Source organism: Pseudoalteromonas sp. PAST1 (assembly GCF_021532515.1).
Classification (GTDB): domain Bacteria; phylum Pseudomonadota; class Gammaproteobacteria; order Enterobacterales; family Alteromonadaceae; genus Pseudoalteromonas; species Pseudoalteromonas simplex.
Genome location: NZ_JAKGBH010000003.1, coordinates 23,828 through 49,505, shown reverse-complemented (window position 1 = coordinate 49,505; position 25,678 = coordinate 23,828). Strand labels below are relative to the sequence as shown.

Genomic DNA, 25,678 nt, shown 5'->3' with positions numbered 1-25,678 from the left:
TATCGTTGTTTAAGAGTATATACTTACTCCCGCTTTATCAATAATTAAGGTGTTGCCCAATGGCACAGATTTTCAAAGCCAAAAAGAAATCCGTTTCGCAAAAAATGCTAACCCTGAATGTCACTGCTATGGATCACCAAGGACGGGGAGTTGCTAAGCAGGGAAATAAAGTCTGTTTTGTTAATGGTGCTTTGCCGGGTGAAGAAGTAAAAGCATTATTGATTGAAGATAAGGCACGCTTTGCCAGTGCTGATTGTAAAAAAGTGCTATCAGCCTCAGCGCATAGGGTTACTCCTTTTTGCCAGCATTATCAGGTTTGTGGTGGTTGTCAGCTACAGCACCTTGATGCAGAGCAGCAATTGGTTGAGAAGCAAGCGGCGGTGAGTCAGCTGTTTAGCAAGTTTGCCAAAGCTGATAACTTAAATTGGCAAGCACCTCTGCTTAGTGAAGAGCGCCATTATCGTCGCTCTGCGCGCATTGCCGTAATGCACGACAAAGCCGCAAAGAAAATGCGAGTAGGGTATCGGGCTCAAGGTTCTAAACAATTAGTGAGCATAGAAAACTGTGATGTGCTGAGCGGCACTTTTAAAGACGTTTTTTCAGTTTTTGATGTTCTTATCAACAGCCATTCAGGTCTGAGTAGCATTAGTCACTTACAATTATGTGAAGCTGATAACGCGGCCTTTGTGGTTATTAGGCATACCAAAGCCATTAACGCAGAGTTAAAAGCTATTGTAGTCGCAGCGTGTGATGAATATAGCTGGCGTGTTGTGTGGCAGTCACACAGTGGCGAAATTGATCACAGTGACCATCCAATGCCGTACTACCAGATACCGGCTTATGATTTACGCTTTGAGTTTGGCCTTGAAAACTTTATTCAAGTTAACCCGCAAGTAAACCAAGCTATGCTGTATCAAGCAAAACAGTGGCTTGATTTACAAGGTCATGAGCAGGTATTGGATTTGTTTTGTGGCATTGGTAACTTTTCATTATTGATTGCAAAGTATGCTAAATATGTTATTGGTGTTGAAGGGGTCGATTCTGCGGTTGCATTAGCAAAACAAAATGCGCAAACTAACTCATTGTCGAATACCGATTTTTATTGTTTTGATTTAACAAAATCACTGCAATCAGCTGCTTGGTTTAGTGCCGAACTTGACGTGTTAGTACTTGATCCATCACGTACTGGTGCAATGGCTATTTTAGAGCAGTTACCACTTACTCAGTTTAAAACGATTTTATACGTCTCTTGTGATCCTGTTACTTTAGCCCGTGACAGTGCAATTATTTTACAAGCAGGCTTTAGCATTGAAAAAATTGGGCTTATGAATATGTTCCCGCATACCGGGCATATTGAAACGATGGCGTTATTTCACAGGAGGTAAAGCGCACATGGTAGCCACTAGACAGTCACATCAGCTAACTAAGCCGAGTGATTTTGCCAGCCGTATCGAGCTGTTAGCGCTAACAGAAGACAAACATACCTTATTAGAGCAGGCTCACCAACTGTGCCTGCATTGCGATGATGCAAAACGTGAAAACACAGCCATTGAAATGGTGGAGATTTTAGCTGAGCTAAATTTAGACGCAGATTCCCTTGCTACTGCTTTTTTAACGCCTTATTTTTTAGCTGAAAAAATCTCGATAGAGACAGTCACTGAAAAGCTGGGTAACCACGTTGCATTATTACTAACTGGAGTAAGCCAAATGGCGACCATCAGTACCTTAGCCCACCAAGGGAAAGGCACTGTACAAATTGATAATATCCGCCGCATGTTATTAGCCATGGTTGAAGATGTGCGGGCTGTAGTGATTAAACTGGCGGAGCAAGTGTGCCACTTGCGTGATGTTAAAGACGCCAGTGAAGAAGAGCGCGTTATTGCCGCTAAAGAAACTCGCGACATTTTTGCCCCCCTTGCTAACCGTTTAGGGATTGGCCAGCTTAAGTGGGAACTTGAAGACCTGTCGTTCCGTTATCTGCATCCAGATACCTATAAAAATATCGCTAAACAGCTAGATGATAAGCGCCTTGCCCGTGAAGCTTACATGGAGAACATGGTTGCTTTAGTTAAAGCACGCTTGGCTGAGGCGGGTATTGAAGGTGAGGTGTATGGTCGCCCTAAGCATATCTACAGCATCTACAAAAAAATGGCACAGAAGAATTATGAGTTCGACCAGCTTTTTGACATTCGCGCTATGCGCATAGTGGTAGAGCGCCTGCAAGATTGTTACGCGGCGTTAGGTATCGTTCATACTAACTGGCGCCATTTAAATAAAGAATTTGATGATTACATCGCAACACCTAAACAAAACGGTTATCAGTCAATTCATACCGTGGTATTTGGCCCAGAGGGTAAAACCGTTGAAATTCAAATCCGTACGAGCGAAATGCACCAAGATGCTGAGCTAGGTGTTGCTGCGCACTGGATGTACAAAGAAGGTGCATTGCCAGGGCGTGGGTCGGGCTACGAGCAAAAAATTAGTTGGTTACGTAAGTTACTGCAATGGCAAGAAGAAGTTGTTGATGGTAGTGATCTTGCGGAAGAGCTTAAAAACCAAGTAGTAGAAGACCGCGTTTATGTGTTTACGCCTAAGGGTGATATTTTCGATTTACCGCTGGGTGCAACACCACTTGATTTTGCTTATTACATTCACTCAAACGTAGGGCATCGCTGTATTGGTGCAAAAGTGTTCGGCAAAATCGTACCCTTTACTCATCAATTAAGTACCGGTGATCAGGTTGAAATTTTAACTCAAAAGCAGCCTAATCCAAGCCGTGATTGGTTAAACCCATCGCTTGGTTATATTAAGTCATCACGAGCTCGTTCTAAAATCCATCATTGGTTTAAGCAGCTGGATCGCGATAAAAACTTAAGTGCCGGTAAAGAGATTCTTGAAACTGAGCTGCAAAAGCTGGATTTATCGACCAAAGATCTAGCGCCAGCAATTGAGCGTTTTAACCTTAAAGGCCTTGACGACCTTATGGTTGCGGTAGGTGCTGGGGATGTTCGCTTAAACCAGTTATTAAACTTTATTAGTGACCGTGAGCATGACGAACCACAAATTAAGTTTAAAAAACCAAAAAGTGTCACTGGCGATAAGAACGGTATTGTTGTTGATGGGGTAGGTAGCTTAATGAGCCATGTTGCTAAATGCTGCCGGCCCGTGCCGGGTGATGAAATCATCGGCTACATTACGCAAGGCCGAGGGATTGCAGTTCACCGAGAGGATTGTGATTCGTTTGAGAAACTTCGCCAGAAGCATCCTGAGCGGGTGATATCAGTAAGTTGGTCAGACGACATTAATGGCTCTTACTCATTAACGATAAAAGTTGAAGCCACTGACCGCTCAGGTCTTATTCGAGATATCAGCTCAGTGCTTGCAAACGAAAAAGTGAATGTGCTGAACATGAACGTCAACACAATTGAAGATAAGCAACTTGCGCTGTTTTCAATGCAGGTTGAAGTGCATGACCTATCGAGTACTAACCGCTTATTGTCTAAGCTACACCAAATCGAAGGTGTGCATGATGCAAAGCGTGGTCATTCGTAATGAGTGATAAACAGGCAATTGAGCAATCGCTTGCAATTATGGCCAAACTTCGGGACCCAGAATCTGGGTGCCCGTGGGATTTAAAACAAGACTTTAAATCGATTGTGCCGCATACCCTTGAAGAAGCTTATGAAGTAGCAGACTGCATTGAAAAAGGTGAATTCACTGAGCTTAAAAGTGAGCTTGGCGATTTACTTTTTCAAGTTATTTTTTATGCTCAACTTGCTAAAGAGCAGGGCTTATTTGATTTTGCCGATGTGGCTAATACGCTTAATGATAAATTAGTTCGTCGTCATCCCCATGTCTTTGCAAAGCAAAGTGAGCTGTCGGACGCTGAGCTTTCAGCGCAGTGGCAAGCTATTAAAGCACGAGAGCGAGCAGAAAAAACCGCCTCTCCACAAATGAGTTTATGGCAAGATATTCCTGATGCGATGCCGGGCTTATCAAAAGCGAAGAAGATTCAACAGCGTGTAGCAAGCCTAGGGTTTGATTGGCCAAGTTATCATGGGGCACTCGATAAAGTTGCTGAAGAAGTAGACGAAGTTAAAGAAGCACTGGCTCATGATCCTAACTCTGATCATAGTGCAGAGGAGTTGGGTGATTTACTTTTTGCAACGGTAAATGTAGCCCGTCATATTAAACGTGACCCTGAGCAATTATTACGAAGTGCCAATGCTAAGTTCGCGTCACGCTTTGAAAAAGTGGCTGCTTACTTAGGTGAACGTGGTCAAAGTTTAGAGACGGCTAGCCTCGAAGAAATGGACAACGCATGGGAAGCCATTAAAAAGCAGGCAAACTAAGTAAGTTATGATACGGCTTGGGTACAGCGTAACCAAGCTCGTTTTTTGTTCACTTATTTGCTAATTTTATCTGGATTGATAGCAGTCCCTTTGCTACAATATCGCCCCGTCTTGATTCTATATTATTCCTTTTAATTCCTGATATTCTAGGGTTCGCATGAGTACAAAATTTATCTTCGTAACTGGCGGGGTTGTTTCTTCGTTGGGTAAGGGTATTGCAGCAGCGTCATTAGCCGCTATTTTAGAAGCACGTGGTCTTAACGTGACTATTTTAAAGCTGGATCCTTACATTAACGTTGACCCAGGCACTATGAGCCCAATTCAGCACGGTGAAGTATTTGTAACTGAAGACGGTGCAGAGACTGACCTTGACTTAGGTCACTATGAGCGTTTCATCCGTACCAAGATGACTAGCCGCAACAACTTCACACAAGGTCGTGTTTATGAAGATGTATTACGACGTGAGCGTCGTGGTGAGTACCTTGGTGCAACAATTCAGGTTATTCCACACATCACAAACGACATTAAGCAACGTGTATACGACGGTGCTGAAGGTCGCGATGTAGCAATCGTTGAAATTGGCGGTACAGTTGGTGACATCGAGTCACAACCATTCTTAGAAGCAATTCGTCAGCTTGGCACTGAAATTGGCCGTGAGCGCGCATTGTTTATCCACCTAACGCTAGTGCCATTCTTAGGCCCTGCAGGTGAAGTTAAAACTAAGCCAACACAACATTCAGTAAAAGAATTACGTTCGATTGGTATCCAACCTGATATCTTGATCTGTCGTTCTGATCGTAAATTACCAAATAACGAGCGTGCGAAGATTGCACTTTTCACTAACGTTGAAGAGAAAGCCGTTATTTCATTACCAGACGTAGAAAGCATCTATAAGATCCCTGCGTTACTTAAGTCACAAGAATTAGATAACTTCGTATGTCGTCGTTTCTACCTTGAGTGCCCAGAAGCAGATTTATCTGAATGGGAACAAGTGTTATATCAAGAGTCTAACCCGACAGGTGAAGTGACAATTGGTATGGTTGGTAAGTACATAGAACTACCAGATGCATATAAATCAGTAAACGAAGCATTAAAGCATGCGGGTCTGAAAAACCGTTTAACTGTGAACATCGAATATGTTGATTCACAAGACTTAGAAAGCAAAGGTACTGAGTTACTGTCTCACCTTGATGCTATCTTAGTACCAGGTGGCTTCGGCGGCCGTGGTGTTGAAGGTAAGATCTTAGCGGCTAAATATGCACGTGAAAACAAAGTTCCTTACTTAGGCATTTGTTTAGGTATGCAAGTAGCGCTTATTGAATATGCGCGTAACGTTGCAGGCCTTGAAGATGCAAACTCAACTGAGTTTAACGCAAACTCTGCGCACCCAGTTGTTGGTTTAATCACAGAGTGGCAAGATGCTGACGGTAACGTTGAAATCCGTGATGAGCAATCTGACCTTGGTGGCACTATGCGTTTAGGTGCACAGAAGTGTCACTTAACACCAGGTTCAAAAGTAAGCGAAGTATACGGAAGTGACGAAATAGTTGAACGTCACCGTCACCGTTATGAAGTGAATAACCACTTTGTAGAGCAGCTTGAAAAAGCTGGCTTAAGTTTCACTGGTTTATCTGAAGATAAGAAACTAGTCGAAATCATCGAGAATAAAGATCACCCTTGGTTTATTGCCGCGCAATTCCATCCGGAATTTACGTCAACGCCACGTGATGGTCACCCGCTGTTTGAAGGGTTTGTTGCAGCTGCACACACTCACCAAAAAGCGTCATCGTAATTTAAATAGGCCGTGCTATATGCACGGCTTATTTGTTTTAAAAAGCCAGCAACAATAAAGCTGGCACTAACTCACCATTTTCGGGAAAAGAGGAATCAAGATGTCAGAAATCGTAAAAGTGATTGGTCGCGAAATCATGGACTCGCGTGGTAACCCAACTGTTGAAGCTGATGTACATTTAGCTGATGGTTCATGGGGCCGTGCTGCAGCACCTTCTGGTGCATCAACAGGTACTCGCGAAGCGCTTGAATTACGTGATGGTGATAAAGCACGTTACCTAGGTAAAGGTGTTTTAAAAGCAGTAGGCTATATCAATAACGAAATCGCTGAAGCGCTTAAAGGTCAAAACGCAGTTGATCAAAAAGCGGTTGACCAAGTAATGCTTGACTTAGATGGTACTGAAAACAAAGAAAAATTAGGTGCAAATGCTATCTTAGCTGTGTCTTTAGCAACAGCTAAAGCGGCTGCTAACTCTAAAGGCGTAGAGCTTTATGAGCACATTGCAGACTTAAACGGCACACCAGGTGTTTACTCAATGCCATTACCTATGATGAACATCATCAATGGTGGTGAGCACGCTGATAACTCTGTTGATATTCAAGAGTTCATGATCCAGCCAGTTGGCGCTACAAACTTCCGTGAAGCGTTGCGCATGGGCGCTGAAGTTTTCCACAGCCTAGCAAAAGTACTTAAAGCTGAAGGTCACTCTACATCAGTAGGTGATGAAGGTGGTTTTGCTCCTAACCTTGAATCAAACGAAGCGGCACTTGCTGCAATCAAGGTCGCTGTTGCAAATGCAGGTTATGAGCTTGGTAAAGATATCACTCTAGCTCTAGACTGTGCGGCATCTGAGTTCTACGACAAAGAAGCAAATATCTACGACCTTAAAGGCGAAGGTAAAAAATTCACTTCTGAAGAATTCAACCACTTCCTTAAAGGCCTTACAGAGCAATACCCAATTGTTTCAATAGAAGACGGCTTAGATGAGTCGGATTGGGATGGTTTCGCACACCAAACACAACTAATTGGCGACAAAGTACAATTAGTAGGTGATGATCTTTTCGTAACTAACACAAAGATCTTAAAGCGTGGTATTGATAACGGTATTGCTAACTCAATCCTAATCAAGTTCAACCAAATCGGTTCATTAACTGAAACGCTTGCTGCTATCAAAATGGCTAAAGACGCTGGCTTCACAGCTGTTATCTCACACCGTTCAGGTGAAACTGAAGATGCAACAATTGCTGATTTAGCAGTAGGTACTGCAGCGGGTCAAATCAAAACGGGTTCATTAAGCCGTTCTGACCGTATTGCTAAGTACAACCAATTACTTCGCATTGAAGAAGTATTAGGTGAGAAAGCACCTTACAATGGTCTTAAAGAGGTTAAAGGTCAGTAATCTGGCTTTTAGCTCATCAAGACCTTAAAAACCTCCTTCGGGAGGTTTTTTTATAGCGTAAACTTTAAGTAGTAACAGCAAGCTTTTGTAATCAATATAAAAATGATAATGTTTTAAAGATTATTGTGTTTTGTTCTATTTAATCTGAGGGTAATGTGGCTGGCAAGTTAATTTTTGAATTATTAGAAGCGCGGTTCAATGGCAAAATAGTTGAAAATTCGGCCATAATTGATTACGCGGTTAAAAATAAAGACTTTGCGAGAGCTTGGTTTTACCATGCTATATCATCTTCTTTGCTACATGATGAATTGATTAACTGCCTTCTAATTGCAAAGTATCATAATTTAAATGAACTTGAATTGTTGTTTGAGTATTGGCCTAAATTGCAGTTTCAAAAGTGTCAGCTATTGAAAGCCTCGCCTCATCTAGTTAGTAAAGTCCCTGAGATTAATGAGTTGTTAACTGAAGAGCTGACTCAACTAATTCAAATGTTGTTACCCCTTCCTGTATCGCAAAATCTTGGTGATTCTCGAGTTAACTTACTCGACAGTAAAATGAATGATGAAGCCCTACAAAAAGTGATTGGATTTGCCAAAGAAAAATTAACTGATGCTAAACTTTATTCGGAACAACAAAAGCATCAGAAAGTAGATTCAATTCGAAATAATGATCAACATATTGTTACTTTACCAGTCAATGATTTTTTCACGGCACTTATTCAAAGATATATGTGTATTAATAATATTTTTGATTTGAAGTATGCTGAACCAGCTATCATTTATCGATATAAAAAAGGACAGCAGTATAAATGGCACTATGACTTTATCACCCCGAGCAATAGTGCAGCCCAAAAAGAAATAGACTTTTTTGGGCAACGAAAAAAAACAATCATTTTAAACCTTAATGAGGGGTTTAAAGGTGGGGAGACTGCCTTTAAGTTTTGGGAATTAGAAGTATCAGCGAAAGCAGGTCAGTTAATTCAATTTAACAATATGCTTGATACTAAAGTTGATAAAAGTTCAGTACATTCTGGAAAACCAGTAATTGATGGTGAAAAATGGATTTGTACTCTATGGTTCAGAGAAAAACCATTCTGGTTAAGAGCTTCTATTTGGAATTCATAGCTGAAATTGTTGTTTTAGGATCTCGCCGGTAAAGCTGGTTTTTAGATAAAAGCCGCGAGGTAAGGTTTGTACTATCTGGCCATTCGGGCCAATTGCATCAGTCAGCGCTTTGCTATTGGCAGCTTTTGGCCTTATTTGCATTACATCGCCTAAATGACCCGAAATTTCATCTACGCGACCAAGGGCGATTAGCTCCATTTGTTCTTCCCAATCACGCTGTAAAAGGGCATCTTGCTCTGCACTTGGCTGCCATAAAAAGCCACTGCCTATGGTACGGTGAAAAGGCAGTATCTCACGTTCGCCTAAAATCGGTAGCCATAAAACATGATTCAACTTTTTACGAACCGTGCTTTGCTGCCAAGTCATTCCTGTCACATTTAATAGCGGCGTTACCGAAACAAAGGTTGTTTCGAGAGGTTTGCCTTTAAATGAAATCGGCAAGGTTTTTAGCTCAATGCCTAACTCTTCAAAATCAGGTGTTGGTTTTGAACCCGCTGTTGCGCCAAGCACATATTCGATAAGTTGCCCGGTCCAGCCTTTTTCACGAAGTAAATCGTCAGGGGTTTTAAATTGATATTGCTCAGCTAATTGCCCTAGGGTGAGGCCAGCAATAGCATCAACACGTTGCATTAATTCGTTTATAGAAGCGGGTTTTATTGGTCGCATAAGGCGTTTATTTTATTGTCTATTTATCCGGTTCATGATAGCAAATGCACGCCTTAGTGGATATCTTTGTGTTTGGGTGTTTTTTGCGCACGTTAAGTGTGGGCTAAAAATAATCAGTTTTATTTTGAGGTGTCATACCTTAACTAATTGATATTTATCTATTTTGCTGTTTTTGTAAGGTGTTTCCATTTCATTAATTAATCAGTTGTTTGTATAAATACAGATATATAAACATGTTTATCCACAGTTTCTGTGGAGAAAGTGGATATTTAAACTGTTGATTGTGGATTTGTTTGCAATTTAGGCATGATTTACAAAAGTTATGCACAAGCTGTGGGTAAGGTGATGAAAATACGGTTGTAAATAGTTATTTTAATCAAACAGCACATTTTTATGATAATTACTTCGTAACACCTTGATTAAACATGTTTGTTAAAAAATAATTTTTCAATCTAATTTAGGCTTAGGTGTAAAGTGTTTGCTGTATCGCAGGTTATGTGGAACAATCAATAAAAATCGACTTACAAATGAGGCACTAAGGTGATTGATGCCGAAGGTTTTCGTGCCAATGTCGGAATTGTAATTTGCAATAATCAGGGACAAGTATTTTGGGCTCGTCGCTATGGTCAGCACTCTTGGCAATTTCCCCAAGGTGGTGTGGATGACGGCGAAACTGCTGAGCAAACCATGTACAGAGAATTACACGAAGAAGTGGGCTTGCTTCCTGAAGACGTTGAGATCGTCGCAAGTTCTAAACATTGGTTACGCTATAAATTACCCAAGCGTTTAATTCGCAGAGACTCAAGTCCTGTGTGCATTGGGCAAAAACAAAAATGGTTTTTACTGAAACTTCGTTGTAAAGATGAAGATGTAAATTTACTTAAAACTCATCACCCCGAGTTTGATGATTGGCGATGGGTGAGTTATTGGTATCCGGTTAGGCAAGTTGTTTCGTTTAAGCGCGATGTATATCGTCGAGTAATGAAAGAGTTTGCTCCGTTTGCAATGCCGTTTAATAAACGAGAGCAACACAAAGATCATTGGCGACATAAACGATAAGGGCAACCTTATTTAAATCAAAGGAGCAGCATCATGTTAGCCACGCTCAGATCAATTGCTGAGGCAGTGTCGCAACAGGCGGACTTAAACAGTGCGCTGGGGTGTTTTGTGCAAATGGTAAAAGATGCCATGCAAACACAGTGCTGCTCGATTTATTTTGCCGATTATAGCCAAGATAACTTTGTATTGATGGCCACCCAAGGCCTCAACCCAGATGCCGTGGGTAAGTTTCGTATAGGCTTTACCGAAGGTCTCGTTGGCCTTGTTGCTCAGCGTGAAGAGCCCATTAATATAGCTTTTGCTAAATCTCACCCTCGTTTTAAACTCTCACCTGAAGTTAATGAAGAAGGCTATAACGCGTTTTTATCAGTGCCAGTCGTGCATCAGAAAAAGGTTTTAGGCGTTATTGTTGTTCAACAAAAACTAGCCCGTGTTTTTAGCCCTGACGAAGAGTCATTCTTAATTACGCTCTCGGCCCAGCTAGCTTCTCAGTTAGCGCATGCAGAAATAAAAGAAATATTACGTGTCGATGAGTTTTCACACCAAACCTCAGTATTAAAAGGGGTATCAAGTGCGCCGGGTATTGCCATAGGTGAAGCCTTTGTAGTGATCCCTAAACTTGACTTTAGCTCTATAGAACTGCAAAAAGACGACGATGTGAGCACCCAGCGCAAGCTATTTACCCAAGCTGTGGCTGCGACGCGTAACGAGTTTAATACCTTATCTATGACACTGAGTGACTCTATTCCGCAAGAGGCACTTGCTGTATTTGATGTTTATCAGCAGTTACTCGATGCCAAAAGCCTTGGTCAAAATGTTGAAGCGCAATTAAAACAAGGATGGAACGCCAAAAGTGCTCTGAAAATTGTTATTGAAAAATTGGTGACTCAATTCAATGCCATGCAAGACCCTTATATTAAAGAGCGCGCTGTTGATGTTAAAGATATTGGTTTACGGGTTTTACATCACTTAGTTAATACTGAGCATGCGGCAAAACCTTACCCTAAAGACACGATTTTAATTGCTGGTACATTAACTCCTGCGATGCTTGCTGAAGTACCTAAAGGACACCTTGCTGGGGTTGTAAGTGTTAATGGTGCAGCAAATAGCCATGCTTCAATTTTAACTCGTGCTATGGGGATCCCAGCAATTTGGGGCATTGAAGATGTGCCTTTATTGCAGTTTGAAAGCAAGCAAATGATATTAGACGCCTATGCAGGGCGTTTATATATTTCTCCTTCACAAATGCTGCAAGAGGAATACAGCCAGCTTAAATATCAAGAAGCCTTATTGAACGACCGTTTTGTTGCAGAGCAAAACCTAGATGCCGTCACTAAAGATGGCGAACACATTAGCTTGTTACTAAACGCGGGTCTTGAATTAAATACCGAGCATGACAATAAGCCATTTTGCGATGGGGTAGGTCTTTATCGCACCGAAGCCTGGTTTATGCAAAAAGGCCAATTTCCTTCACAGTCAGAACAAGAAAACTGGTATCGCGAAGTGCTAACGAGTTACCACCCTAATCCTGTGGTGATGCGTACACTCGATATTGGTGGTGATAAAGTTTTAGATTACTTCAATATAACCGAAGAAAACCCATTTTTAGGTTGGCGTGGTATTCGTGTGACCTTAGATCACCCCGAGCTATTTTTAGATCAACTCAAGGCGATGTTAAAAGCCAACATTGGTTTGGGGAATTTAAAAATTATGCTGCCGATGATCAGTGGCTCAGAAGAAGTCGATGAATCTTTAAAGCTGCTCGAACAAGCCTATTTTGAGTTAAGTGAGCAATACCCCGAACAAGCCATTGAGCGCCCTGAAATCGGGGTGATGTTAGAAGTACCTTCGAGTGTATTTATGCTTGAAGAGTGGTCGCAAAAAGTCGATTTTTGCTCTGTAGGTAGCAACGATTTAACCCAGTATATGCTGGCAGTTGACCGCTCTAATGCCCGCGTTGCTGAGCTATTTAATCCTTATCACCCAAGTGTTCTTAGAGTGTTGTTAAAAATAGCACAGGAGTGTCAGCAACATGAGCTGCCATTTAGCTTGTGTGGTGAGTTAGGCGGCGATCCAGAAGGCGCATTACTGCTTATTGCAATGGGTTATCGAAGCTTGAGTATGAACTTTGCTTCGATTAGTAAAATTAAGTTTGTGCTTAGGCGATTAAATGTCAGTGATATGGAAAAGTTACTTGCTGAGTGTTTATTACAACCCACTGCAAAACATGTACTTAGGTTAACGCGTAACTTTATGATTGAACATCAACTCGGTGAGCTATTTTACACCCCAAGCCAAGGTCAAGCATGAGGGAAAATTGTGCTGTGAAGCACTTATACCCAAGCCACCTCAAGATGTAGAATTCAGCGTTTCACAGGTGCTTAATATCAAGGCGTTACTTTGCAACAATGGCAGTCCCTTTTAAGAAGTCACAACGATGAGAGTAAGTGCCTGTGAAACGCCCAAAGGGTTGGTTTAAAAGCGATTTATACTGCGTTATTGATTTTAACAATAGAACCACTATTACTTGCAATCAATGCCTTGCCTAAATCGCTTTTAATTCCAACTGAAACTCGCATCTTGAGGTGGTTTGGGTATATATATTAGTTTAGTATATGTATATAACAAATTGAATATATGAGTGTGCTATGCATGATGTAATACTTTTAATGGTGTACTGCGCAATTTTGGGCAGCGTGGTTGGATTTTTAGCAGGCTTATTAGGCATTGGTGGCGGTCTTATAATCGTGCCAGTACTTAGTGCGCTATTAGTGTCGTTTAATGTTGCCGACCCAAGCCATGTATTAGTTATCGCGATAGCAACCTCGTTAGCATCCATTATTTTTACCTCGACGTCTTCAGCCCTTGCTCATCATCGTAATGCTAACGTGCCATGGGAAATTGCTCCTTGGGTTATGACTGGCGTTGGCCTAGGCGCATTGATCAGTGGCTTTGCAGCAAGCTTTATTCCTGAGCAGCTGCTGCGCTTTGTTTTTGCCGGTAGCGTGGTGTTTATCGCACTTAGAATGGTGTTATCGACACGAAAAAAAGCCGCCAGTGAAAAGCCGCTTCCATCAGGGCCTATTCTTGGCTTTTTATGTGCCATAATGGGGGCACTTTCAGGACTAATTGGTATTGGTGGTGGGGCGCTTATTGTGCCGCTACTGCATTATTTTTCCGTTGATATTAAAAAGGCCATTGGTTGTGCTGCTGCTTGTGGTATTGTCATTGCGCTGTTTGGCTCGGTGGGTTACGTATCTGCCGGCTGGCAATTAACATCTTTCAGTGATGGATTTGCCGGATTTGTGTATTTGCCTGCGTTAGTCGGGATTGTGGTTACCTCGTCGCTCATTGCGCCTATAGGTGCCAAAGCTACGCATTACTTGCCTGTGGCAACAATAAAAAAAGTATTCGCGCTATTACTTGTCATAATTGCGCTTAAAATGGTGTTTAGTTAAAGGTTTTTATTTTTATGGCTCTTCAATTTCCAGATATCGATCCGGTTATTTTTTCGGTAGGCCCGCTCAGCGTACGTTGGTACGGTTTAATGTATTTAATTGGTTTTGCTTTGGCGATGTGGCTTGCTAATCGCCAAGCAGCAAAGCCCAACTCTGGTTGGACAAAAGAACAAGTCAGTGACTTATTATTTTACGGCATGCTCGGGGTAATACTCGGTGGCCGTATTGGTTATGTATTGTTTTATCAGTTCAGCTACTTTATCGAAAACCCACTGTATTTATTCAGAATTGACCAAGGTGGCATGTCGTTCCATGGCGGCACCCTGGGTGTCATTACAGCTATTGCAATTTTTGCTTGGACCCGTAAAAAATCATTGTTTGAGGTTGGTGACTTTGTAGTGCCACTTGTGCCGCTTGGTTTATTAGCCGGACGTATTGGTAACTTTATTAATGGCGAACTATGGGGCCGAGTGACAGATGTACCTTGGGCATTTGTTTTTCCTACAGGTGGCCCAGAGCCACGTCATCCATCCCAATTATACGAAGCCTTTTTAGAAGGCCTAGTACTGTTCTTAATCTTACAATGGTTTATCAAAAAGCCTCGTCCAGCGGGAAGTGTTGCTGGGGTGTTCTTACTTGGCTATGGTACGTTTAGGTTTATTGTTGAATACTTCCGTGAACCAGATGCTCATTTAGGTTTATTTGCAGGCGTTATCTCTATGGGTCAAATACTGTCATTGCCGATGGTAATTGGTGGCCTTGGTTTGTTAATATGGGCCTATAAAAAGCCGCAGCAAAGCGTGGCAAGCAAAGCATAACAAGAGCAAATCAATGAAACAGTATTTAGATTTATGTCAGCGTATTGTTGACGAAGGTGTGTGGGTTGAGAACAAACGCACAGGAACCAAATGTTTAACAGTAATTAATGCCGATCTTGAATATGATGTGGCAAATAACAAGTTTCCGCTCATCACCACGCGAAAGAGCTTTTACAAAGCGGCGATAGCGGAGTTACTGGGTTATTTACGTGGTTACGACAGCGCTGCACAGTTTCGTGATATCGGCTGTATGACTTGGAATGCCAATGCGAACGAGAACAAAGCTTGGCTTGAAAATCCGCATCGTCGTGGTGAGGATGATATGGGCCGTGTGTATGGTGTTCAAGGGCGCAGTTGGCAACGCCCTGATGGTAGCCACCTTGATCAGCTTAAAAAAGTTATCGATAACTTATCGAAAGGAATTGATGATCGCGGTGAAATCGTCACTTTTTATAATCCAGGTGAATTTGAGCTAGGTTGTTTACGCCCTTGTATGCACACGCACACCTTTTCTTTGTTGGGCGATACTTTATACTTAACATCATACCAACGTAGCTGTGATGTGCCGCTGGGTCTGAACTTTAATCAAATTCAATGTTTTGTGTTACTTGCTTTAGTTGCACAAATAACCGGACATAAACCGGGTAAGGCGTATCATAAAATAGCGAATGCGCATATTTATGAAAACCAACTTGAGTTGATGCGTGATGTACAACTTAAGCGAGAGCCTTTCGCGTCGCCAGAATTAAAAATAAACCCAAATATTAAATCATTAGAAGACATTGAAAGCTGGGTTACAAAAGATGATTTTGAAGTAGTAGGTTATCAGTGTCACGATGCAATTAAGTATCCGTTTTCAGTTTAAGAACAATAAAATTTAAGGAGAAATCAATGAAAGCAGTGATCCCAGTTGCTGGCCTTGGCACGCGTATGTTACCTGCAACAAAAGCAATCCCTAAAGAAATGCTTCCTATTGTTGACCGCCCGTTGATTCAGTACGTTGTAAATGAAGCAATATCAGCAGGAATTAAAGAAATTGTTTTAGTAACGCATTCAAGTAAAAACTCAATTGAAAACCACTTTGATACCAGTTTTGAGTTAGAAGCCACACTTGAAAAGCGTGTGAAACGTCAGTTACTTGCTGAAGTACAGTCAATCTGCCCGAAAGATGTGACTATTATCCACGTTCGTCAAGGTGAAGCGAAAGGCCTTGGTCATGCGATAAATTGTGCGGCGCCTATTATAGGTAATGAACCGTTTGTTGTTATCTTACCGGATGTGATCATCGATGATGTTGCGAGCGATCTTAAAAAAGATAACTTAGCTGAAATGATCCAGCGTTTTGAAACCACCGGTGAGAGCCAAATTATGGTTGAGCCTGTGCCGCAAAACGAAGTAGACAAGTTCGGTGTAGTAGACTTAGGTGATGTAACAATCAATCAAGGTGAAAGCGCCGCAATTTTGAATATGGTTGAAAAGCCTCCTATTGATCAAGCTCCATCAAATCTTGCTGTTGTGGGTCGCTATGTACTGAGCAAAAATATTTGGCCATTACTTGCAAAAACTCCAGCTGGGGCAGGTGATGAAATTCAATTAACAGATGCCATAGCCATGCTAATGGAAAAAGAAACGGTTGATGCATACTCTATGAAAGGTAAAAGCCATGACTGTGGTAGCAAAATTGGTTATTTAAAAGCCATCGTTGAATTTGCTTTACGACGTGAGGAATTCAAAGATGAATTGAGCGACTTCATAAAGTCGTTGGTTAAATAACCAATTCTATTTACTTAGTAATAAATTATGTTAAAAAAGTGCCTATATGGCACTTTTTTGTTATTTACAAGCAGCTGACAATTGTTGATTATTAACAAATTAGGGACTTTTCTGATATACCTTTGTCTTATAGGGTTGTTAAGATGAGTATGGTGATTAATTGCTCTAATTCAGTTAGTTAACTGAGTAATGAAAAGCATTAATAATTTTGCTGCAAATTGTTTATGTTATAAAGCTACTTTTTACTAACAACATGATTTGCAGCGAATTAAAGCACTAAACTGAAATTATAATAAAAACATAATGTTAGTGTTTATTTTCAATATCTTAAATTATCTTTTAGCTTTTGATGTACAGGTAAGTACTAACAGATAGTCTTCTTCAAAGTAAGAAGCAATTTTTTAACGGTACGTTTAAGAATCCTGATTATGAAAGATTACTTCAAGCCTTTTCGCTGCAGTATATACCTAATGGTGTTATTAACTGTTTCTGGTTGCAGTAATGAGCTGCTGCTAAGCTCTACCGTTAATTCTATGCAAAGTTTTGCTCTTCGCTTAATCGATCCTATTTTTCAAATTAATGTAAAAACTAGTTCTGAGCTTCAATCAACGGCTACACAAAAAAATACCCTAGCCACTGCTGCTATATTAGCACCTACAAAACCTAATTATACTTTTGCGTTACAGTTAGCATCAGTTAGCTCTGAGACCGCAATAGAAGTCACCTTTCATAAAATGGCAAAACAAGCGCCTAGTATTTTTCAAGGTAAACCAATTTTGAATGTTGAAGTTGCAGATGTGCATGATAGAACTTTCTACCGCTTAAAGTTTGGAGGCTATAAGTATTTAAAAAATGCGAAAGCTGACTGCGCGGCTATTAAGCGACAAGGTATTGATTGTTGGGTTAGTAAATACACAGATAATCGAATTTATTTTTAGCGTCAAATATTCACTCTAAAGGTGGCATTTTTATTGCTAAGATTTAAGTCTGTTTTTTAGAATTGACGTCACCATGCATTTTTCTATTTTCTCTAAATATTTATTGTTAACCATCTGCTTAACTGCTTTAACAGCATGTATGATGAGCCAAGAACAAAGCCAGCCTGTTTATACTGAACAGCAGGTACAGCAATTTGCTGCCGAGTGGCAAAATCAACAGCCTAGCATTGAACGTCTTGCTGCAATGGAAAAAGACCTTGCGTTGTTAATCGAGGTACTTTCGGCTAATAGTGATTTAACTGCACAACCATCGGCATTTGAGCCGCAAAATGATGTGATCTATCACCAAAGTGAGCAAATACAATCTCAGCAATCATCATCAATCGACTCATTAGAAACGATTATTGCTGCAAACAAAGCAGCAGAAGCAGGTGTGCAATTAGGTTTATATTTAACGCCGAAAAAGGTCAGACATCAGGTCTTGAACCTTAAACGTGATTATCCTGCTGTTTTAAATGACCTAGATTTTCGCTTTAAAACTCGTGAGCAAAAAGGGGTAACCTTGTATGGATTACGAGCAGGTCCATTTGCAAATTATACTCAGGCGACAGCTTTTTGTGAGATAGCCAAAAGAATGGGGCAAACTTGTGTGACAGCCCCTTTTATTGGGGAGATGCTATAAGTATCTTTCCTCTTGGAAATTAGGGGATTAACCTTAAAGTATTTGTTCTAGAGGTCGATAAAGCTTAAAATACATCAAAATGGCTTAGCCATTTATTTATAAGGACTTAATATGAAATTACCTCTTTCTTTAATTGCATGCTCATTAGCATTTTCTGCTTTTTATTCTTATGCCACTACTGAATCTTTCAGTGCAACAGTAAAGGTTCAAAACTCAGTTGTTTTAACAAAAGGAAATGATCTAAATTTTGGTACTATTCGTGCCGTAGCCGATCCTTCAGGTGCTGCGCAAGCTGTTTTAACAATTAACCCAGAACCTGATGCAAGCCCTGTTTCAACAAGAACAGATGCATCTCCTGCGATTATTTCAATTATTGAGCAAGGGTCTCCTGCTTCATTTACGGTATCGGAAGCGGTGCCAAATGCGCGTTTGTCGATTACTGATCCTACTGCTAATACTTTAGCTTCTGATGGACAAGGTTTAAATGAGCCAAACTTTATTGTTGATGAATGGAAGTATTTTATTACTTCAGGCCCAAATGCAAATGCTTATTACCTTCCAGGCAGCCCAAATTTAACAGCAGATGCAGACGGCAGTGTTGAGTTTAACATTGGTGCCAATTTATCTACCTCAAATTCGGCGTCATCTGAGCCTTATCGTGATGTTGAGTATACCGGCACTTTCCAATTAGAAGTTGCTTACTAATAATACTAGGTAATTAGTCATGCGCTTTTTGCTTTTAGCTACTGTTTTATTTTGTGTGTTCTCAACACCCTTACAGGCTGCGAGCACAGAGCAACAAGCGCTTGATTTTGGTACTCTAGTTATTCTAGCTAATACAAATACCAGCTCTGTAATCGTCAAAGATGATGGCAGTATCAATACGCAGGGCTCGGTTTATGTTCTTAAAAATGGCCGCCCTGCAGAATTATTACTTACTGACTTTCCAGCTAGAACTCAGCTAACTATGAATCTAGTTGCCCCAGTTGACTTAACACATGATATCGATGGCAACTCGAGTGCTGGATTTTCTGTACGCCTTAATGGTTTTCCTAAATATGTGATTACCAATGAATTTGGTGAAGCAAAAGTATTTATTGGCGGTATTTTAACGACAGACCGTAGCGCTAAACCATACGCTGATGGTCAGTATTCTTCTACAACTTATTTAGAAATATCAGTCGATTACTAAGGATAGATATGTTCGCAAAACGTCTTTTATGTGGACTTCTTTTTGTTTTTTTCAGTCAATATGCAACGGCAAACTTACTTATTTCACCAACGCGGGTTTCATTTGATGAGCGCCAACGAAGCGCAAAAGTCACCGTCATTAATAGCTCAGAAGAGTACCGTACTTACCGCGTGGTATGGAGCGAAAAATTAGCGCTACCTGGTGGGGGCTATCAAACATTGAGTGAGCCAGTAACCACGAGCCTTTCTCCTATGGCACGCTTATCACCAAAGCAAATTCGCTTAGCACCTGGCGAAAGGCAAACGATTAAAATAGCAATTAGAAAGCCTAAGGATTTGGCTAAAGGGGAATATCGTTCCCATTTACTATTTCAAGCCTTACCAAATGAAGATAAGGCAGCTAAGGCTGGACTTAAAGTGAATATGATTTTGAGTTTTAGTATTCCAGTTGTATATCGTGAACAAGGTGAGCTGCCAAAAGTTGCATTTCAAACTGCAGAAATAGTTGAAGATTCTCTAAACAAAAAACCAAAAATTGCCGTTAAATTAACTGAACAACAAGGTTTTAGTAGTTACGGTCGACTTAGCGCGTATGTTACTAATTCTGCAGGTAAACAAGAAAAAATCGCAGAAATCGGGAATCTAAGCCTATACCCTGAAATTGAACAAGCGACTGTATTGTTAGTTTTATTCTCTGGTAAACAGATGCCAAAACAAGGGAACATTGAGCTTAAATATCAAGGTGCCGATGAGTATGAAGGCGTCGATTTTGGCTCATATTCATTGCCTATTCGACATTAGGGATTAATGCGAAAAATTTATGAATCGCTTATTTGCGTTAGGGCTTATGCTATTAAGTCCTATCAGCTTTGCTAATTCGACTGTGAGTACAGAGGATGTACTAGCTAGACTCAATGCCATAAAGGCTAAGCTAAATGGCGAACAGCTTCATGCTCCACAATCAAAGCATACACCTGCTGTCAATCATTCTGCAGACACCTTTGACACCCAGCAGCGAATTGCCACTGGGGAGTTTTTGCTATTTTCAATTTATTTAAATGAAAATTACCTCGGTGAGATTTTTGCCCTTAAGTCTGATCAAGACATATTGCTTGGCGTTTCGGGGCTAGTTGATATTTTACAGCTTGCAATTAATGTCGATATATCAGCCGAGAGTGCAGAAGGTTGGTTCATCAACACCAATAAAACCTTTCAATTAACAGCTCAAAAACAGTTGATTACAGATACAAAAAAGTGGCAGCTTACAGAACAACAAATTAGTGTTGATGATGATGTTTATATAGAGGCAGCAGTACTCGCTGAGGCTTTAGAATTTAAACATCGCTCTGACTACGCAAGCTTAGAGCTGTATATTGAAACTGAGTCTGTTTATCCGGTTGTCGCCCAAGCGCAGCGACATAAAAAACAACTACAAAGCTATAGTACTCAAAAGCAAGCAACTTTACCTTGGAAACCAAGCCCATATCAGGCCTTATCTGTCCCTGTGGCTGACTTACAATTGAATTACACCCAAGATAATGATGGCAGTCAGGCTAGTTACTCATTACTTGGCTCGCAAGATTTTGCATACCTTACTATGGAATACTTTTTATCGGGTCGTGAAAGTGATTTATTGAATAACTCAAGGCTAACTTTCTCCAAGCAAGATGTGAATAATCAATTGTTAGGTCCACTTGCTGCAAGTCTTATTGAAGTAGGTGATGTCACAGCTACGCAAGTTGGCAGCCGTTTTAACAACCAGTACGGGCGCGGAGTTAAAATTTCGAATTATCAACTTGGGCAAGCAGTTAATAATAATCGAGTGAATCTAACTGGTGCAGTACAGCCAGGTTGGGATGTTGAATTATACCGCAATGGTATTTTAATTGAGCAGCAATTGAGCTTGGCGGATGGGCGCTATGTTTTTGCTGACGTTGATTTACTGTTTGGTGAAAACAACTTTGAGTTGATTTTTTATGGTCCGCAAGGGCAAGTAGAGCGAAAAACAGAATATTACTACATTGATGGTACGCAGCTTGAACAAGGGGAAGCAGTCTATGAGTTATCTGTTTCAGAGCAAGGCAAGCAGTTATTAGGTAATTACAGTAATAGTGCAAACAAGGGCTGGGTTGCTGCAGGGCGATACCAATATGGATTGAGTGATAACGTTGCTATGTACTCAGGCTTTATGGCGCAAAAGCGAGAGCAAGATGAGTTATACCATGTTGCTCTAGGAACGAATCTCAGCTTGTTAGATAGGTTATTAGTTAATCTGGAATATGAAGAAAACAATCAACAACAAAGAGAATTTGAATTAACAACAAGAACTAAACTGGCTGATCAGTCCTTGTTGTTCAGCGCTACGAACCGTACAGATAACCTGAATGGTCGAGATATAACGCTGAAAAGCTATCAATTTGATATGTCTGGTGAGCTGATGCAAAACAACTTTGGGCGGCTTAATTATCAAAACAACTTTTTAGTTCAACACGCACAAAGTGGTGATTTAAAGCAAATTTATAACCGTTTAAATTACAGCTATGCAAACGTCTCAATAAATAATTTATTGCAATGGCAAGACCCAAGCGCCGGGCAAGAAAGTGTAGATGGTATGACGCGTTTACAAACACGACTAGGCAGAGTGTACAGTCGGTTTGGTGTTAATTATCGACTTTCTCCAGTGAGTGAGATAGCAAGTTATGAAGCTGAATTTAGCCGAAGTTTAGGCCCGAGTCTCCAAGCAGAGTTAACTTTAAGGGACTCTCTAGATTACGATGTTCAGTCTGCAGAATTAGGACTAACGTGGCAAAATGACAGGATTAACTTAAGCAGTAATGTTAATTACGATAGTAATGACCAATGGCAAATTCGCTTAAATAGCCGATTTAGCTTTGGTTTTGATAGCCAATATAATCAACCATTTATGAGCAACAGAACATTGACCAATACAGGTAGTTTAATGGTTAATGTGTTTTTAGATGAAAATGATAATGGTATTAAAGACAGTAATGAGAAGGGCTTGGCGGGTGTTAAAGTAAAAGGCTTACAAAATTATCGCCAAGCGATTACTGATGAACAAGGGATCGCGATTCTTTCTGCTATGCCAGCTAACCGCACAACAGATATAGTGCTCGATCGTGACAGTTTTGCTGACCCTTTTATGATCCCCGCCCACGATGGTTTCTCCATAACACCACGAGCAGGCTTTGTTGAGTACATGGATTACCCAGTAAATAATGCCAGCGAAATAGAAGGCACTGTTTATCAGCAGACAGAGCAAGGAGCTAATGTTCAACCTTATGCCCAAATTACTTTAGTGGATGAGCAAGGTAATGATGTAGCAACTACGCAAGCGGCTTATGATGGCTATTACTTGTTTACTGATATTAAGCCCGGTAAGTATCAGGCGATTGTAGATAAGCAGTACCAAGGACAAAAATCACTGACTAGTACTCAAACACATAAAATACAGTTATCGCCCAAAGGTGATGTGCTGGTGGGAGTTGACATTACTTTGCGGCCACTCGAAAAGCGCCAGGGATATATAGCGAGTATTGGCAAGTTTAATTCACTGAAAATATTAAAGGTGTATTACTCATTGGTGAAACAGCGTTTGTTACAGCAAGGGTTAAAAAACGCTTTTTATATTCACGATAAAGCAAATGCGCACTACACGCTTGCGGTTGGCTTTGACGCACAATCTGCAAACGAGCTTGAGCAGCAATGTGTGCAGCTAATATCACAAGCAATTAAATGCCATGTAACAGAACAGCATGTCCAACACTTGCAAGGAGCAAATTATGGTTTTTAGTATTTTTCAAAATCTGAAGAAAGTATGGTTAGTTTTACTGGTTACTCCTATCTTTGGTTGCCAAAGCGTATCAGAGCCACAAGTGAGTGAAGAAAACTTAGTGAAAATTAGCAAACAAGAGCTTATGGAGCTAAGGCAGTCGCATCAGCAATTCCAAGCAATGAAGCCAGAGCTTGAGCGCTTGCTGACAATTGAAAGTGAGTTAACCTTACTCACTGAACAACTTACTTTGTTAAATACGCAGCAAGCTGAGCCTGTAAATACTAAAAAGTCATCAGTAACCGCCCCTCAGTTTATTGCGGAGCCTGAAGCTAAGTTTGCACTACAGCTTGCTTCCGTAACAGAATTACCTCGACTAACAGCTCGCCTTGCTGAAATTAAAAAACAAGCGCCGGCACTATTTCATGGTCAGTTTATTGCTAATGTAGAGTCAGTAACTGTAAATGGCAGCACTTTCCATCGCTTGAAAATTGGTGCATATCAACAAAAGCAGCAAGCTGCTAATGATTGTAAAAAGTTAGCATCTGTCGGGGTGGCATGCTTGGTATCGCACTATGTGCAAAATCCGCTTGATTTATCCCATCAACAATAATACTTAGGCATAATTATTGCTTTATACTTACTAAGTTTAGTGAGGATGGCAATTATGCGCCTGTTATTTTATTCAGTTTTTTTAGTGTTGGTGGGTTGTAGCTTAACTGAAAAGCCACAAAAAGCGCCCCCTAGAGAAACCCCAAAATCGCCGATGGCACCTTATACGGTGCATCAATACGTTGCTGATCTAAGTAGTCAGCTGAGCCGTATTCAAGGCCCTTACAAAGGCAATGCACGTATTGCTGTGACTAGTTTCTATATGGCTGATGGCTTAGGTACTGATTTAGCAGAAGATCAGGGCAGTGGCTTGAGTCAGCAAATTCAAGAAAGTTTATTAACGCAATTTACTCAGCTTGGTTTTCATACCATAGAGTATCGATTAGAAAAGACTTTAAATTTGCAGCAATCGGCCGATAGTGTACTTAGTCGTGATGTAAATACCTTGCGTCAACGTCAGAATATTGACTTTGTTATTACCGGCACACTGACGCGGCAACAACATGCCTACATAGTTAACGCCCGATTGGTAAATACCAAAGATCTGCGAATAGTGTCAGCAGCAAGCACCGAGATCCCTATCAATGTGATGTGGGGCGCTGAAAAAGTTCAGCAACGTGATGGCCAGTTGTATCGAAGCGAATATTAAGAGGAACTCATTTAATGAAACGTTTAATTTTAACTTTATGTTTGCCTTTTGGCTTTGGTTGCTCGTCAATGTTAACTGGTGATACAACTCAGCAAGATAATGAGCCTCAATTAGCTGCGCAAAGAGAAGTTGCCGCGCCGCATAGTAACTACAGTGTGTTTCAAACCAATCAGGCGGTGATGAATAACAGCACCTTTACCGCTGCACCAACGCGCAAAAATATTAATCACTATGTGCGTGGCATCATGCAGGACTTAGTTGAAAACTTGCAATATGTTAGCGATAGTACGCCGGTTGCTGTTTCAAGCTTTGTATACCTTGATGCAGATTACAACTCAACGAATTTGCTAGGTAATCAAATTGCCGAAAGTTTCATTCATGAGCTTCACGCATTTGGTGTACCTGTCATTGATTTTAAAACCACTGATTATATGCGTGTCACGCCAAGTGGTGACTATGTTTTCAGTCGTGATTATTTAGAGCTAAGCCAAGATCAAAACTTCAATTATGTATTGGCGGGTACTTTGGTTAATCATCAAAGTGGTGTGCTCGTTAATGCCCGCATTGTTGGTTTAGCAAGCAAAGCAGTTGTAGGGTCAGCGCAAGGCTTTATACCACAATCAGTGGTTGATGCCCTTGATAGCACCAACCGTAGTGATGGTATTACACTTAAACAAGCAAGTGAGTAAGCTATGAAAGGTTTTATCTTCGCATCGTTAACGCTCGCGATTTCTGGCTGCCAATTGCTGCCAGAGCAATCAGCAGAGCCGCAAAATACCGCTCAAAGTGCACCTGCATCAGCAAGTACTCAAGTCGATTATGTTGCTATGCTGCAAGCGCTTGAGCAAAAAGATATGCAGCAGGATAACGCTAACCATCGTTTATTTGTGCCTTATCAACATCATAAAACCGTTGTTAATTATGTCGAGCAAATGGCCCTTGAATTAGTGGATACCATGCAACAAGAAAGCGAGTTAGGAATAGCCATTACTAGCTTTGTTGATTTAGATGCGAGCCTAAAAAACAGCTCTCAACTTGGTAATCAACTCTCTGAAACAATGATGCACCAGCTGCAAAAATTCGGCTTTGGCGTTGTTGATTTTAAAGCGATGGATATCATTAGTGTGACTTCACGTGGTGATTTTGTGATGTCGCGTGATGTAGAAGAGCTAGCCGAGCGTCGCATCGCCAGCCATGTACTTACAGGCACGCTGATATATCGCCCTAATGGTGTTGAAGTGAATGCGCGAGTAATTAATTTAAACTCAAAGCTGGTTATTGCCAGCGCACAAAAAGTGATCCCTTATTTTGTGCTAAAGAATGAGTCAATCAAATCAGCAACTGCTCGCTTTAACTAGCCTCATTATTTTACCGA

General features: G+C 40.9%; 23 protein-coding genes. 22 read left to right on the top strand and 1 reads right to left on the bottom strand.

The annotated features are described in order from the left end of the window. Positions 1-59: 59 nt before the first annotated feature. The 6 genes from rlmD to L1272_RS23175 all read left to right on the top strand — a co-directional run bounded on the left by rlmD (position 60) and on the right by L1272_RS23175 (position 8,667). Complete coding sequence (gene rlmD / locus L1272_RS01950) at positions 60-1,385, top strand: 23S rRNA (uracil(1939)-C(5))-methyltransferase RlmD (protein WP_138600280.1); 1,326 nt, start codon at positions 60-62, stop codon at positions 1,383-1,385. Between the two features lie 7 nt (positions 1,386-1,392). Further along, entirely contained in the window at positions 1,393-3,552 is a 2,160-nt protein-coding gene (gene relA / locus L1272_RS01945; RefSeq protein ID WP_054554344.1) for a GTP diphosphokinase, read from the top strand. After that, the gene (gene mazG / locus L1272_RS01940) at positions 3,552-4,352 is read left to right on the top strand and encodes a nucleoside triphosphate pyrophosphohydrolase (protein ID WP_138600282.1); all 801 of its coding nucleotides are present in this window, start codon (positions 3,552-3,554) and stop codon (positions 4,350-4,352) included. Before relA ends, mazG begins: the two co-directional genes overlap by 1 nt. Positions 4,353-4,509: 157 nt before the next feature. After that, complete coding sequence (locus L1272_RS01935) at positions 4,510-6,144, top strand: CTP synthase (protein ID WP_054554346.1); 1,635 nt, start codon at positions 4,510-4,512, stop codon at positions 6,142-6,144. 100 nt (positions 6,145-6,244) lie between these two features. Then, entirely contained in the window at positions 6,245-7,543 is a 1,299-nt protein-coding gene (gene eno, locus L1272_RS01930) for a phosphopyruvate hydratase (RefSeq protein ID WP_062566760.1), read from the top strand. Between the two features lie 155 nt (positions 7,544-7,698). Then, positions 7,699-8,667 carry a prolyl hydroxylase family protein gene (locus L1272_RS23175; protein WP_054554348.1) on the top strand — a complete coding sequence of 323 codons (969 nt, stop codon included), beginning with the start codon at positions 7,699-7,701 and terminating at the stop codon, positions 8,665-8,667. Here the strand turns inward: L1272_RS23175 and mutH are convergent. Continuing rightward, positions 8,662-9,333, bottom strand: coding sequence for a DNA mismatch repair endonuclease MutH (gene mutH / locus L1272_RS01920; protein WP_054554349.1), 672 nt, complete (start codon positions 9,331-9,333; stop codon positions 8,662-8,664). The genes L1272_RS23175 and mutH overlap by 6 nt on opposite strands. Before the next feature lie 540 nt (positions 9,334-9,873). Here mutH and rppH point away from each other — a divergent pair. The 16 genes from rppH (at position 9,874) to L1272_RS01840 (ending at position 25,661) form a co-directional block, all read left to right on the top strand. Next, positions 9,874-10,392, top strand: a complete 519-nt coding sequence (gene rppH / locus L1272_RS01915; RefSeq protein WP_054554350.1) for an RNA pyrophosphohydrolase — start codon at positions 9,874-9,876, stop codon at positions 10,390-10,392. Positions 10,393-10,425: 33 nt separating this feature from the next. After that, the gene (ptsP, locus tag L1272_RS01910) at positions 10,426-12,702 is read left to right on the top strand and encodes a phosphoenolpyruvate--protein phosphotransferase (protein WP_138600284.1); all 2,277 of its coding nucleotides are present in this window, start codon (positions 10,426-10,428) and stop codon (positions 12,700-12,702) included. 338 nt (positions 12,703-13,040) lie between these two features. Beyond that, a complete protein-coding gene (locus L1272_RS01905) occupies positions 13,041-13,850 on the top strand; it encodes a sulfite exporter TauE/SafE family protein (protein WP_055020682.1) in 810 nt (269 codons plus the stop codon). Between the two features lie 14 nt (positions 13,851-13,864). Beyond that, the gene (gene lgt / locus L1272_RS01900; protein ID WP_054554353.1) at positions 13,865-14,668 is read left to right on the top strand and encodes a prolipoprotein diacylglyceryl transferase; all 804 of its coding nucleotides are present in this window, start codon (positions 13,865-13,867) and stop codon (positions 14,666-14,668) included. A 13-nt stretch (positions 14,669-14,681) separates the two neighbouring features. Beyond that, positions 14,682-15,533, top strand: a complete 852-nt coding sequence (locus tag L1272_RS01895) for a thymidylate synthase (RefSeq protein ID WP_138600286.1) — start codon at positions 14,682-14,684, stop codon at positions 15,531-15,533. A 26-nt stretch (positions 15,534-15,559) separates the two neighbouring features. Further along, the gene (galU, locus tag L1272_RS01890) at positions 15,560-16,441 is read left to right on the top strand and encodes a UTP--glucose-1-phosphate uridylyltransferase GalU (RefSeq protein WP_054554355.1); all 882 of its coding nucleotides are present in this window, start codon (positions 15,560-15,562) and stop codon (positions 16,439-16,441) included. Positions 16,442-16,911: 470 nt separating this feature from the next. Then, on the top strand, positions 16,912-17,379 hold the full coding sequence (locus tag L1272_RS01885; protein WP_187490598.1) for an SPOR domain-containing protein: 468 nt from the start codon (positions 16,912-16,914) through the stop codon (positions 17,377-17,379). A 73-nt stretch (positions 17,380-17,452) separates the two neighbouring features. Next, on the top strand, positions 17,453-18,061 hold the full coding sequence (locus L1272_RS01880; RefSeq protein WP_082389317.1) for an SPOR domain-containing protein: 609 nt from the start codon (positions 17,453-17,455) through the stop codon (positions 18,059-18,061). Positions 18,062-18,172: 111 nt separating this feature from the next. Next, a complete protein-coding gene (locus tag L1272_RS01875; RefSeq protein WP_054554358.1) occupies positions 18,173-18,766 on the top strand; it encodes a DUF4402 domain-containing protein in 594 nt (197 codons plus the stop codon). A gap of 19 nt (positions 18,767-18,785) precedes the next feature. Then, positions 18,786-19,253: a DUF4402 domain-containing protein gene (locus L1272_RS01870; RefSeq protein ID WP_054554359.1), complete on the top strand. Its 468-nt coding sequence runs from the start codon at positions 18,786-18,788 to the stop codon at positions 19,251-19,253. An 8-nt stretch (positions 19,254-19,261) separates the two neighbouring features. Then, positions 19,262-20,053, top strand: a complete 792-nt coding sequence (locus L1272_RS01865; RefSeq protein WP_235372628.1) for a fimbria/pilus periplasmic chaperone — start codon at positions 19,262-19,264, stop codon at positions 20,051-20,053. 19 nt (positions 20,054-20,072) lie between these two features. Beyond that, positions 20,073-23,063, top strand: coding sequence for an MSCRAMM family adhesin SdrC (locus L1272_RS01860; RefSeq protein ID WP_235372627.1), 2,991 nt, complete (start codon positions 20,073-20,075; stop codon positions 23,061-23,063). After that, positions 23,053-23,655, top strand: a complete 603-nt coding sequence (locus L1272_RS01855; RefSeq protein ID WP_054554362.1) for an SPOR domain-containing protein — start codon at positions 23,053-23,055, stop codon at positions 23,653-23,655. Before L1272_RS01860 ends, L1272_RS01855 begins: the two co-directional genes overlap by 11 nt. Before the next feature lie 54 nt (positions 23,656-23,709). After that, positions 23,710-24,303: a FlgO family outer membrane protein gene (locus L1272_RS01850; protein WP_054554363.1), complete on the top strand. Its 594-nt coding sequence runs from the start codon at positions 23,710-23,712 to the stop codon at positions 24,301-24,303. Between the two features lie 14 nt (positions 24,304-24,317). After that, complete coding sequence (locus tag L1272_RS01845) at positions 24,318-24,992, top strand: FlgO family outer membrane protein (RefSeq protein ID WP_235372626.1); 675 nt, start codon at positions 24,318-24,320, stop codon at positions 24,990-24,992. 3 nt (positions 24,993-24,995) lie between these two features. Beyond that, positions 24,996-25,661 carry a FlgO family outer membrane protein gene (locus L1272_RS01840; protein WP_235372625.1) on the top strand — a complete coding sequence of 222 codons (666 nt, stop codon included), beginning with the start codon at positions 24,996-24,998 and terminating at the stop codon, positions 25,659-25,661. The last annotated feature ends 17 nt before the right edge of the window (positions 25,662-25,678 follow it).